We start from the raw sequence: 12,891 nt of genomic DNA, 5'->3' as shown, positions 1-12,891 counted from the left end.
ATCCAAAAAAGCTGGTTGTGGCAAAACCAGCCGTTGGAAGCCTCTGCTGTTTTCCGTTAGCCAAGGCCGTGTTCCTTGATCTTGCGAAACAGTGTCGCTCTGCTGATGCCCAGGAGCCGTGCCGCTTCTTCCTTGCTCTGACGGTTCTGCGCGACGAGCTGCAACGCTTCCTCGATGGCACATCGCTCCCGCTGCTTGAGGCAAAGAGACTGTGCCCCGGATTTCTCCCGGCCCGCTCCCATCAATTGCTTCCCGTGATCTTTTTGTCGCGCAAAAGGAATGCGCTCGGGCTGGACCCACGCCGTCGTCTCCAGATTGACGGCGTACTCGATGGCATTGGCCAGCTCGCGCACGTTGCCGGGCCAGTCGTGGTGAAACAGCAGTTCCTGCGCCTCGCGGGTAAAGCCGCGCAGCTCTTTGCCGAGCTTCGCCGCATAGGTGTGCAGAAAACCGTTTGCCAGCGTCAAGATGTCCTCCCGGCGCTCCCGCAGCGAAGGAAGATGAATGGGAATCACATGCAGGCGATAGTACAGATCGGCCCGAAACTGTCCCTCTGCGACCATCTTTGCAAGCTCGCGATGCGTCGCGGCGATAATCCGCACATCTACGTCGATGGGCGGCCCGGCTGCGCCGATCCGCACGACCTGCTTTTCCTGCAGGACGCGCAGCAGCTTCACTTGCAGGTGGAGAGGCATGTCCCCGATCTCGTCGAGAAACAGCGTCCCTTTGTCCGCCGCCTCAAACAATCCGCGTTTGCCGCCTTTTCGCGCTCCGGTGAACGCTCCGCCCTCATACCCGAACAGCTCGCTTTCCAACAGCTGCTCCGGAATGGCCGCACAGTTGACGGAGACAAAAGGTCCCGCGCTGCGTCGGCTCGCCTGATGGATCGCTTTGGCGAACAGCTCCTTGCCCGTGCCGCTCTCGCCTTCCAGCAGCACGGTCGAGTCGCTCGCCGCCACGCGCATGGCGACTTCCTTTGCCTGCACGATGGCAGGGCTGGCGCCCACGATTGCGGAGAAGGCATCTTCCTGCCCGAAGCCGCCCACCTGCCGCGCGATCGCCACGACTTCCTTGACGTCATCGAGGGTGATGACCCACTCGCGGGTCGTGCCTGCCAGCTGGATTGGCCGAATCGTAAACAAAAACTCTCTTGCCTCACCGGCCACGGTCAGCACGACCTTTTGCGGGACGGAGCCGAGGTCGGCAGCCTGCCGAATGGCCCGGACCCACTCCGCCTCCCGGACAGGGTCTCTGTCTGCCGCCCCGTTCAGGCCCAAATAGCGGCGCGCGCGCTGATTCGCCTGCACGATCCGGTCCGACTGATCGACCGTCAGCATCGCTTTGTCCAGCTCGTCCATCACGATGCGCAGCTTCTCCAGCATCAGCTGCTGCTCGACGTACGAGAGATGCTCCTTCAGCTTGCCGGAGATCAGCTCTGCCATCTTCTGCAAAAAGCCCAGAATCGAATCTACATCCGCGAACAGCCGCGCCCTCTGCTCTTCGTCGAAAGCCAGCAGACCGATGACGCCGACCGGCTTGCCGTCCAGCATGATCGGGCAGCATATTTCTCCCGTCTCGGGGCAGTTGCCGAAATGCCTGCACGGCCTGCACCGTTCGTCTTCTCCCGGCCTCGTGATGACCACTGGCTTCCCGTCGAGCAAGGAGGCGCGGTACACGTAGTCCTCCCCCGCCATCGTCCGCAAGACGCCTGCCTCCGTACGTCCGGTCCCGGCAATCCTCACGAAGCGCAGGTCCGCAATTTCCACTTCCACGCGCAGCACCGAGGCGACTGCCCAGGCGATCTGCTGCACAATTTCCTGAATTTCATGCAAGGGCATCCGGATTCCCCTCTCGCTCATGCCTATGCCCCCATTATACCTGGATCGCGCACGGAACCCAGCGTCCGAATCGCCATCAGCGGCAAAATTCACAAATCGTCTCGGCCAAAATATGCGCCATGTCCACTAGACTGTCGACTTCGACGTATTCCACTGCACCGTGCAGCCCTGCTCCGGCCGGGCCGAACAGGACGGTCGGAATGCCCGCTCCCTGGATCAGGGCAGCATCCGTCCAGCCGGAAAACCCGGTGATGCCCGGCGCGCGCCCCAGACGGCGGCGGCACGCCTGCTCCAGCGTGGCAAATATCGGCTCGTCCGTCGACACTTCGTATGGCTCCCTGTAGAAAGAGACCTCAGCCTGGGCCGAAAACCGCTCATCCCCTGCGTGAAGCTTTTGCAGCATCTCCTCCACCTCCTGCGCCACATCCTGCAACGACTCGCCGGGAATCGTCCTGCGCTCCCAATCGAGGCGACAGTAGTCCGGATAGGTGGACAGCTCGACCCCGCCCTGGATCACGGAGGCGTGTACGGACGGCGAGCCAAGGATCGGATGCTGCCGCGCCTCCAGCCTCCGGGAGAGCCGCTCGATCTCCTGCAGCACCCGACCTGCGTGGACGATCGCATCCACCCCTTCTTGCGGCCTGCTGCCATGGGCCGCTTTTCCCCGGACCTCGCAGCGAATCCACGCGAAGCCTTTGTGTACGACACCGATGTCCAGATCGGACGGCTCGCAGACAATTGCGGCATCTGCGCGATATTCTTTGACCAATGCTTCCGTGCCGATGCTTTTGTATTCCTCGTCCGCGACGAACGCGAGAATGACATCTCCGGACAACTGGACTTGAGCCTGCTTGACTGCTTCCACTGCCGCGATCATCGCCCCAAGGCTGCCCTTCATATCCTGGCTGCCGCGCCCGTACAGCTTCCCGTCCACAAGCTTTGGCTCGAACGGGTCAATCGCCATGCGCTTGGCGCTCACCGTGTCCATGTGTCCGTTCAGCATCAACGACCTCCCGCCGCCGCTGCCCCGCAAAATCCCGATGACGTTGACCGCCGTCTCATTGATCGCCCGAACCTGCACTTCCAGCCCGCTTGCGGCAAGCCGCGTCCGGATATATTCGGCTATCTCCCGCTCCCCCGCACCGTCCGCATCGAGATACGGATTCACCGAATCGATGCGGATGAGATCCTGTACCAGCGACACCAGCTGTTCCTGCCCGATTTTCACCTGCATTTGACCGTCCTCCTTCTCTCATCGCAACGAAAATTTTATAAGCTCGGCCACGCGCCCTCCCAGACGATGCGCCGGTACTGCTCCCGGTCTGTATCTCCTTCCGTGCTGAAGCAGAGCACGACGGAGTCTTTGCAAAGCCCCAGCTGTTTTTTCAGCAGCCTGCCCTCGTCCTTTTGCATGATCGCCGCGAGCAGCCCCACGCCGATCGCACCGCTCTCTCCGCTGACGATCCGCGGGTCTGACCCCGGCGGTGCGGCCAGCATCCGCATGCCTGTCGCTGCCACATGATCCGGGCAGCTTACGAACGCATCTGCGAAATCACGCAGAATGCCCCAGGCCAAAGGATTCGGCTCTCCGCAAGCAAGCCCGGCCATGATCGTCTGCAGATCGCCAGGTGCCGTCTGCGCCTTGAGCCCTTCACTTTGCGCGGACAAATACATGCAGGCTGCGGCGTGAGGCTCTGCGATGATCGTCACGGGATAATCCGGGCCAAGCTGCTGAACTAGCCAGGCCAATACCGCTGCCGCCATGGACCCCACTCCCGCCTGCAGAAATACATGGGTCGGTCTTTTTCCCGGGAACTGTTCCGCCAGCTGCCCGAGCGCTTCCGCCGCCATCGTCGTATAGCCTTGCATGATCCAGGCAGGAATGGTCGTATAGCCCTCCCAGGCCGTATCCTGCATCACCTGCCACCCCCGCTCCCGGGCCACTTTTTCCGCGAGGCGGACAGCTTCATCGTAGTTGCCGTTGATGACGTGAACTTCCGCTCCCGCTTCGCGGATAGCCGCCACCCGCTGATCCGATGCTCCCTTGGGCATGTAGACGACTGACTTTTGCCCGAGCTGCCTTGCCGCCCAGGCGACCGCTCTCCCGTGATTGCCATCCGTTGCGGTAACGAACGTGACGGAGCCGATCTGGCGGCGCACTTCCTCGGAGCGGAGCATTTCAAAGCTCGCCTCCTCGACGGGACGCCCCGCTTTTTCACACAGACAGCAGGCCATCGCATAGGTGACGCCTAAGCCTTTGAAAGCGTTCAGCCCAAAACGCCAGGACTCATCCTTGACCAGCAGATGGGCGACCCCCAGCTCCTGCGCAAGCGCTGGCAGACTGACCAGCGGCGTCGGTCGATACTGGGCGAAAGATCGGTGGAACGCGTGAGCCTTTGCGCATGCTTCCGGGGACAAGTACGCCGGCAGCTGTGCCGCGCCAGCTGTGGGCACTCTCCCGCGCATGACAGCCTGAATCGATGATGGTTTTTGTGACATGGTTTAGCCCTCCTCGTGGATAACGCTTGTCTATGGAAAAAGCAAGGATCATGCCAGCTCCCCCCATCGGCAAAAATCGTCTGCAAGGCAAAAATCAGTATCATTTTGAGACAATTTCCGTTTCAAATTGAGATTTTCGTCTCACAATGAGAATGAGGGAGATAACCTTCTTTCACAGGAAAATCTCTCGTTTCATTCGCGTCCAACGTTCGTTATAATGAATGCTGTGAACATGCATTTCTGAACAAGGGGGTCATCCATGTTTGCCCGGCAAAGGCTCGTCCTGTGGATTTTGTTCGTTTGCGTACTTGTCCTGCTGTATCTGGTTGTGGCGGATCGTCTGAATCGTTACGAAAATCAATGGACACTGGTCTGGAGCGACGAATTCGACAGTCCGCAGCTGGACCCCACCAAATGGAATGTGCTCGACACCCCTGCCCCCCGCAACAACGAGCTGGAATACTATACACCCAAGGCGCTGTCTATCGAGGATGGCTATTTGCGCATCCGTACCGACCGCCGCGCCTTCCGTGGAAAGGCGTACACGTCAGGAGCGCTGGAGACGCGGCACAAGTTCGATTTCCTGTACGGCAAGGTAGAGATCCACGCCCGCCTTCCAAAGGGACAAGGAATCTGGCCCGCCCATTGGATGCCGCCGAGCGACCACGCCTCCCCCTATGAGATCGACATCATGGAAATGCTCGGGCAGGAGCCGAACAAAATTTATTTGACCCATCACTGGCTGGGCTGGATTCCCCAACAGTACACGGGTACGTACATCGGCCCGGATTACTCGCAATCGTTCCACACGTTTTCCGTGGAATGGGAGCCGGGAAAAATCACCTGGTACATCGACGGAATCGAGCGGTTTTCCTCCACCTCGCACGTTCAGGACACTCCGGCTTATTTGTACCTGAACACGGCTGTCGGCGGCAACTGGCCGGGCGCCCCGGATGAGACGACGGTCTTTCCCCAATTCCACGACATCGACTACGTGCGCGTCTACCAGAAGCAAAAAGATGTTGACTGGAAATTTTGGTAATTTTATAATACAATCATCTTGTTCTTAATAAAGAACGATAGAATGAAATTTTTGCAGAGAGAAATAGGAGATGACCTTATGAAGATCATCATCAATGCGGATGACTTCGGCACGTCGCAATCTACCGACGAGGCGATCATTCAGACATTTGCTTCTGGTGCCCTGTCTTCTACCACCATCGTCGCCAATGGCTCCTCTTTTGAATCCGCCTGCCAGCTGGCTCACGAGAAGCGGCTGCTCGATCGCGTCGGGATTCATATCAACCTGACAGACGGGCTGCCGCTGACGGACGGCATCCGGAAATGTCCGCGCTTTTGCGACTCGGACGGCTATTTTCTCCCGAAGAAGCTGAGCCTCTCCCGCCTGCTTTTCCCCATGCACACAGGTGAGAAGCTCGCACTCGCCAATGAAGTGAAAGCCCAAATCGCCCGCTGCCGCAAGCAAGGTCTGCCGCTGACTCATGCTGACTCCCATAATCACATCCATACGGAAATCATGATCGGAACCTTGATCATGGATGTGCTCAAGGAGGAAGGGATTCCCTTTCTGCGCCTGACGCGGAACATCGGGAGCAACATGTCACCGGCAAAAAAAGCATACAAGCACCTCTTCAACGGCATCCTGTCGTCAAAAGGATTGCGAGGTGTCACCTATTTCGGAGATTTTTCGGACTTGATCGGCATCGTAAAGAAGGGCGGAAACCGGTCTGGCTCCGCAGAAATCATGTGTCATCCCGTGCTCGGCGAAAACGGCAGCGTCCGCGATTTGTGCGGAGGCTCGCCACACCTTTTGTTCAAGGAGCTGCGCGAACTGATTCCCGACATGCAACTGACCACGTACCGCCACGTCCCTCTCATCGGTTGACGTACCTTCCCTGCTCTCCCCCTTTTCTGCAAACGTTCGGGGCGGGATTTGCCAGATCCCGCCCCTTTCGCTATGCTAAATGGTCGCTGCTGCCAGATTGCTCTCTCCTGCGCCCGTTTCCTCGCCGCGCACTTCTTCCCCTTCCAGAAAGCGCATGAACAATGCAATCGTCACCATGTTTCCCAGATGATTGTCCAAAATCTCGCTCATGTCCAGCTGTTCGTGCAAGATGCCTTCGCGCTTCAGCATGGCAATCGCCTGTCGGGTCACCTGCAAAGAGCGAATCTTGCGAAACAATTCGGGATGCTCCGGACTCTCCTGCAAATAGGTTTTCTGAAACAGCTTGCGCCCCGCTACCTTCAAGACTCTGCGCGTCCGGTTGCGGATGTATTTGCCAATGTCCTTCAGCATCTCCAGCTTTTCATAGGAAGCCGAGATTCCCCCCTCCGCCGTGCGGATTTTGGCAGCAGCCGCGTGCAGATTGGTCATCAACCTGCGGTGGTAGCGGTTGAAAAAACGCTCCCGCCGCTTCAGATGAAAGCCGTAGCGCACCAGATCGTACTCCAGAAAGGGAGAGTAGCAGCCAAACAGATGGCTCGCAGCCGAGATAAACGTCCCGGCGACCGTCTTCATCCGGAAGTGATAATAGATGCTGTCGTACGTCTGGGTGTTGGTGCCGAGCCTGTAGCGCTGCAGCTTATGCACGACGCGATCTTCCAGGCTGTCGTTCAACGCTCTGTATTCCCCTGCGAAATACGCGCTCCGGCATTTGATCTGCAGCATGCGCATGCGCAGGAAGCGGCGGATGTTCGCCTTTTTGCGGGCGTAGAAAGGAAAATCCTGCACCCACATGTTTTCCTTCAGAAATTCCCCGCCGATGCCGGAGACGACCAGATCGATGCCGCGCTCTGCCCGGCTCTTGTGATGCGGCAAGGTCCGGTAATGCTTGAACAGGTCGTTCATCCCGTCACACCACGCGAACAACTCCGGCACGCTCTGCTCCAGCCGATCGACGCACGGCTCGGTAATGAACAGCTGGCGGTGGAGCGCTACGGCGACCTCCTTGGGTACCTCGACATCCTGGATGCCGTTCATTCCCGAGATCGCCGTCTCGAAATCGACGCCGTAGTGATCGAGCAGCACGCAGACGAGCCGGGAGTCTACGCCGCCCGTCAGATCCGCGCTCACCTTCAGGCCTTTGACCGATTGGCCGAACAGTCGGAAAAACTCCATGACATCCACGTTCGGACATGGCGCGTCCAGGCTCTCCAGCCCTTTGGACAGCACCGTCTTTTGCTGCCGGGAAAGAACGATGATTTCGTTGCAGTCGATCTTGAAAATGCCGTCCAGCAGTGTGCGGTTGTAGTATACATTTCCGAAATTGAGAAACTCGATGATTGTCTCCCTGGACATCCGCTCCTTGCCATAACCGCTCTTTCTGGCCAGGGCGAGGAAGGAAGTCGAGACGATCGACTCCATGTGAAACGCTTCAAATGCGCCGCTGTTGTCGATGAACGAATAGTACGCCTCTGTCTGCTTGTCGTATACAGCCATGAAGAAGTGGCCCTTCAGCAGCCTGATCGCGGCGAGCAGTCCGCTCATCTGCATCTCCTCCGCGAAAGCCGCGACCGAATCGATCCCTGCCGCTACTCCCAGCAGAAATACAAAGCCTCTCCACCCGATGAAATAACGCTCGTTCTCCCAGGTTTTCTCCTCTGGCAGAAGCTGTGTAATGCCCTCACTTGTGATCAACATGCCCGCTCACTCCTCTGCTCCCCTGCGAGATTCCGGTTTACGTGCCATGGCACTGTTCTTTGGCGGATTGAAGAAAATCCATGAATAAATAAAAGGAAACAAAATGGCTGAGATGCGCATCGTGTATATCGTGCAGACGCACATTTCCATGCAAAATTTTCTCTTCCTTCAACAGTTCGACGGCCTCCCGGGCGAGCGGAGAGCGGCGAATGCGGGTGAGCAGTTCGGGATGATCGGCCGGCTGGCGGGTGTAGGAGCCTTGAAAAAACCGTCTTTCGATCACCTTCCACAGCCGCACGCTTTTGTCCCACACGTATTTTTGGATGTCCTTGCCCACTTCCCACTTGTCCGTGGAAACAGATACCCCCCCTTCTGATGTGCGAATCCGCGCAAGACGCGGGTTCAACCTGGAAATCATCCGGCGATGAAACAGGTTGAAAAAGCGCTCCCGCCGTTTCAAGCGGTAGCCGAATTGCACGAAATCAAGCTCGATCAGCGGCGCGTAGCTGGGCAACAGACGGTTGGCCGCCGAAATGAAGCTCCCGCCGATGACCGGCAGTTCGTAGCAGTAATAGAGGTTGTCGTACGTCCGGGTGTTCGTGTCCATTTGGTAGCGGGCGAGTCTATGAATCGTCCTGTCTGGCAGGCTCTCATTCTGCTGTGCGTATTCCGGCGTGAAATAGGAGGCTTTGCACGGAATGGGGAGCATGAACATGGTGAACATGCGGCCCAGTCGCGGCGTTTTGCTCGCGTAGAACGGAAAGTCTTGCAGCCACAGCTCATCCTTGAAAAATTCGCCGCCGATGCCGCTCAACGCCAGGTCGACTCCCCTCATCACCCGGTTCAGATTGTGCTGGAAGGAGCGATAGAGCTTGAAGACGTCGCTGCTGCCGTCGCTGATGCGAAACAGCTCCGGGATGACCGCTTCCAGATCGTCCACACGCGGGCGCGTAATATGAAGCCGGCTCCCGAACTGCGCTGCTGCTTCCTTGGCGATTTCGACATCGGGCATTCCGTCCATCCCCGAAACCGTCGTCTCGAAGGAGATGCCGAAGTAATCGAGGATCACCGCAATCAGCCGCGAATCCACCCCTCCAGTCAAATCCACACTGATTCGTTTCTGCCGAATGGACTGTGCCAGCCTCTCGAAAAAGTGGAGAAAGTCAAAATCTTCGTTTCCCGCATCGATCGGAGCCAAATGTTTGGAATGGACTGTTTTTCCGTTCGGTCCAAACCGGATGATCTGATTCCGATCAATCCGGGAAATGCCTTCAACCAACGTCTTCTCGGAAAACACGTTGCCGAAGTTGACAAACTCCATGACGGCTTCGCGATTCAGGCTGGAAGGGGTAAAGCCGTGATAGGCGACCAGCTCCAAAAACGAGGTGGATACGGCCGACCTGGAATGGAATGCCATGAACCCGCCGCTGTTGTCCGTAAAGCAAATGGACGTTTGCGTCTGCTTTTCCTTCACGACCATGAAAAAGTGTCCCTTCAACGCCAGCATCGCCTGCTCGAGCCCCTGGGCGGTCAGCAGGCGGGAAAATTCCCGAACGGAGGCTGCACCGGGCGGGACCCCCAGCAAGTAGAGGAACCCCCTCCACCGGAACGAATATTCCTGATTTTCCCATATCTGCATTTCATCTCCCAGGCTTCTTATCCCTTTCGCCGTAATCAGCATTGGCTGCCTCCCCCTTCCGTATCCGGGCGATTACGGTCCGAGAATGTCTCGCAGATTTTGATTGTCCGCGATGATTTCCCTCGCCCGTTTGACAAACGCGATCTTTTTCGCCGCATCCTTGTTTAACTGGATGATGTTTCGCACAAACGTCTGCGGATGGTTCACACAAAAGTCGTCGTCGAAAATGCCGGCGGAGTAGCCGACTGTGCTCTCCCTGGTTGCCAGTACCGGGATGCCTTTCATGATGCCTTCGAGGATTTTGATTTTCGCTCCGCCCCCCAGCGTATTGGGCACAATGAGAAAGTCGCAGAGGCGAATGTAGTCGTCCACGGACGGCACCGCGCCGGTCACCTCGATCTGCCCGGACTGGTACTGCCGAAGCCGGGGGCTGGGATTGTGCCCCACGATGTACAGGCGATAGCGGTCGTCGAGCCTGACCAGCTCCCGGAATACATTTTCGATAAACCAGACTGCCCCTATGACATTCGGATACCATTCCATGCTTCCGAGAAGCAGCAGGTTGTAAGTGGACTGCTCGATTTGCTCCGTTTCTTTGACGCGCGGATAACGGAAATACGGAGGGACGACCCGAACCTTGTCTTCCTCCTTCCCCATTTTCTGGACGAGCGCCTTGTCTTCCGGCGAGATCACCCAGATGTCATCGACCGCCAGGATGGCGCGTTTCTCCAGCGACTTGATCCCGTTGCTGATGAGGCGCAGCTTCCACCTGTCCCTCGCCCGCGGCTGGTAGCGGATTTCTTCCCTGGCGTTCAGGTGCTCGATATTGTGCTGGATGAGCACGATTCGCGTCCGGCTGCGGTCGATCCGCTTCTGAATCGTCTCGTACAGGAAAAACATGCGCAAATGATCCAGAATGATGACATCGTAGCGGTTTTGCGAGAGCAGCTGCTCCACTTCCCTGATCATGTCTTCCAGGTAAAGCTGGGTGCCGTCTCCGTACAAAAGAATCTTTTTGCCAGTCTCCCATTTCGTCGGCGTATAGGGAATCAGCCGTATCTGGCGAAAGCGTGCAGCGAAGCGGCGGTACTCCTCCCCCTCCGTATCGGTCCGCTCATAGCGGTAGGAGAGCACATCGAAATCGGCATCGCCACCGACCAGACGATCCAGAATCCCGAGCGAGTAGATCGCATCGCCCGAATTGACCGGGAACAGCTTTCCCGAAATGTACAACACCTGTTTTCCCATGGTTATCTCATCCTCAACTGGTTTCGAGCCGGGAGACATCGTCTGAGAAACATCTTGCCCCGGTACATCCGCCACAGCCTGGGATATGCGCGCAAAATTTCCGCTCTCTGCCGGAGCAATTCCTGGCGCTGCCGCTCGCTGACACCGCCGCCCTCGTATTTGCAGATGGCCTGCTCCACCTTCTCGAACGTATGCCCTCGCTCGCGCATCTCCAGAATGGCTTTGAAGTCGGCAGAAATCGAGTAACGGCAGTCGTACGGCACCTGGCGATGAAGTCTGGTCGCAAACAGAACGGTCTGATGACAGATCATCCGCGTGCTCATGTAATAATCGGTGAGGCGTGCGGGCTGCCGGACGAGCTGTCCATCCTTGTGCAGGTTCCCGTACAGATGCCCATCCCCCTGGCGTCCCGGCAAGATCGCCTCGAGCACGACATGATTGCAAAAGACGTCGCCGGCGTTCATGAAAATGACGTAATCGCTGTCTGGCGCAGTCATCGCCAGCCCTTTGTTCATCGCGTCGTAAATGCCCTCGTCCGGCTCCGAGCAAAAGCGGTCGATCACACGGCGATACCGGTTAACCAAGACAACCGTCTCGTCCGTAGAGCCGCCGTCGACGACGATGAACTCCCGGTTCCGGTACGTTTGCCCCATGACGCTCTGAATCGTGGCAGCGAGCCGCTCCCCCGCCTGATAGGTCACCGTAATGATGCTTACCTTTGGCATATATACCGCCGCAACCGTCACACCCACCCCTCCTCTCCATCCGGATGCAGATGGTAGCCTTTCAAATAACCGATAAAGAAGAAAAACAGCGTGACATACGTGTAGGAAGCGATCAGCGTAGGCTCGACCATCATCGCTACCAGAAACGACACAGAGATCCCGACGACGCCGTACGATTGATCCGGCTTGCGCCTCACGAAGCGAAGCAGGTGGGGAACGTGCCTGAGCTGGACGAGCAAGAGCAGCAGCATGGGAATCCACCCGACGTACCACCCGACGTCCAGCCACAGATTATGGGCGTAATCGTACGGGGAAAAATCCGTCTTCGCGCCCCCCATCGGGTATTCAAACAGCCCGATCAGCCCTTTGTACCACAGCTCGTAACGGGGAGTGTCCAGCCCCTCGATGAGCAGCCGCTCCATGAACGGATTGTCCAGCAAACTCTTCGTCTCGGAAAAATCGACGAAACACAGGCCGAGCGGCAGCAGGCACAGCGTGGCAAGCAACATGACCAGCTTATTGTGCGTCAGCTTCATCCGGGTCACATACATGAGCGTAGCCACGGAAAAGGACAGCACGCCGGCGTAGATCGGACTGCGGTTTTGCAGCATGAGGTTGAAGAAGGTGCCGGTCAGCGCGAGTGCGAGGAAGCAGGCTTTGACCAGCCAGTTGATCCGGCTGTACACCATAGCGATCAGGCAAATGCTCAAGGAAAAAAAGATGCCCACAATCGGACCGTTGACGATTCCCCCGTTCCAAAAGGAAGGAACTGCCCGCTCCGCAATCAAAAAGTTGTTGCCCGCGACATCCCCGTAGTGGTCCAGGACAAATCTGGCGGTAGACAAGAGAGCGTACGTGAACAGACCGCCAACTGTCACAGCGATGATCGCGCTTGTTTTTTTGAAGTTTTGCGCGAGAAAGTACCCGATGACGTAGGCAGCCGTCATGTTGACGATGAGAAACGGCAGCTTGCCCTCCAGCCAGTCATCATCCGACGAGATTTCATACAGGACAATCATGGTGTAATACAGGAAGGCGAACAGGAAGACGAGCGAGGCGTCGAACAGGAAAGAGACGGTCACGGTCTTGTTTTTCAGGAAGAAGATCAAGGGAGAGCAAAGGATCAGGCAGACGAGAGACAGATTGGGGACGCTCGTTCCGTAGAGGAAAACGGAGAACAGCAACAGATAGGCGGCGAGCGTGTACGTCGTGGCTCCCTGGCTGTCCAGCCGCTTGTTCTGACTCCTGGACAGGATGATGAACGTATCTTGCACGCGAACT

At 57.5% G+C, this 12,891-nt stretch carries 10 protein-coding genes; 2 read left to right on the top strand and 8 right to left on the bottom strand.

Annotated elements, in window-relative coordinates:
• Positions 1–56: 56 nt before the first annotated feature.
• From ACFSO0_RS12860 to dpaL, 3 genes are all read right to left on the bottom strand, one after another.
• Positions 57–1,838, bottom strand: coding sequence for a sigma-54-dependent Fis family transcriptional regulator (locus ACFSO0_RS12860; protein WP_483862240.1), 1,782 nt, complete (start codon positions 1,836–1,838; stop codon positions 57–59).
• Positions 1,839–1,914: 76 nt separating this feature from the next.
• Positions 1,915–3,072, bottom strand: a complete 1,158-nt coding sequence (locus tag ACFSO0_RS12855; RefSeq protein ID WP_376880846.1) for an ArgE/DapE family deacylase — start codon at positions 3,070–3,072, stop codon at positions 1,915–1,917.
• A gap of 35 nt (positions 3,073–3,107) precedes the next feature.
• The gene (gene dpaL / locus ACFSO0_RS12850) at positions 3,108–4,337 is read right to left on the bottom strand and encodes a diaminopropionate ammonia-lyase (RefSeq protein WP_376880844.1); all 1,230 of its coding nucleotides are present in this window, start codon (positions 4,335–4,337) and stop codon (positions 3,108–3,110) included.
• Positions 4,338–4,596: 259 nt separating this feature from the next.
• On the opposite strand from dpaL, the gene ACFSO0_RS12845 reads away from it, so the two are divergent.
• Positions 4,597–5,379, top strand: coding sequence for a glycoside hydrolase family 16 protein (locus ACFSO0_RS12845; protein ID WP_376880841.1), 783 nt, complete (start codon positions 4,597–4,599; stop codon positions 5,377–5,379).
• A 78-nt stretch (positions 5,380–5,457) separates the two neighbouring features.
• Positions 5,458–6,243, top strand: a complete 786-nt coding sequence (locus tag ACFSO0_RS12840; protein WP_376880839.1) for a carbohydrate deacetylase — start codon at positions 5,458–5,460, stop codon at positions 6,241–6,243.
• A 75-nt stretch (positions 6,244–6,318) separates the two neighbouring features.
• Here the strand turns inward: ACFSO0_RS12840 and ACFSO0_RS12835 are convergent, their stop codons facing one another.
• From ACFSO0_RS12835 to ACFSO0_RS12815, 5 genes are read right to left on the bottom strand one after another with little or no spacing between them, the layout of a single operon-like run.
• Positions 6,319–7,998, bottom strand: coding sequence for an asparagine synthase-related protein (locus tag ACFSO0_RS12835; protein ID WP_376880836.1), 1,680 nt, complete (start codon positions 7,996–7,998; stop codon positions 6,319–6,321).
• 37 nt (positions 7,999–8,035) lie between these two features.
• Positions 8,036–9,679, bottom strand: coding sequence for an asparagine synthase-related protein (locus ACFSO0_RS12830; protein WP_376880833.1), 1,644 nt, complete (start codon positions 9,677–9,679; stop codon positions 8,036–8,038).
• A gap of 30 nt (positions 9,680–9,709) precedes the next feature.
• A complete protein-coding gene (locus ACFSO0_RS12825) occupies positions 9,710–10,885 on the bottom strand; it encodes a glycosyltransferase family 4 protein (RefSeq protein WP_376880831.1) in 1,176 nt (391 codons plus the stop codon).
• A 2-nt stretch (positions 10,886–10,887) separates the two neighbouring features.
• Complete coding sequence (locus ACFSO0_RS12820) at positions 10,888–11,631, bottom strand: glycosyltransferase family 2 protein (protein WP_376880828.1); 744 nt, start codon at positions 11,629–11,631, stop codon at positions 10,888–10,890.
• Positions 11,628–12,884 carry a hypothetical protein gene (locus tag ACFSO0_RS12815; RefSeq protein ID WP_376880826.1) on the bottom strand — a complete coding sequence of 419 codons (1,257 nt, stop codon included), beginning with the start codon at positions 12,882–12,884 and terminating at the stop codon, positions 11,628–11,630. The genes ACFSO0_RS12820 and ACFSO0_RS12815 overlap by 4 nt, the downstream gene beginning before the upstream one ends.
• Positions 12,885–12,891: the final 7 nt, after the last annotated feature.

It is taken from the genome of Brevibacillus sp. GCM10020057 (genome assembly GCF_042683565.1).
GTDB lineage: Bacteria > Bacillota > Bacilli > Brevibacillales > Brevibacillaceae > Brevibacillus.
The sequence above is the reverse complement of the archived record's forward strand: the minus strand, read 5'-3'. Positions and strand labels throughout refer to the sequence as shown.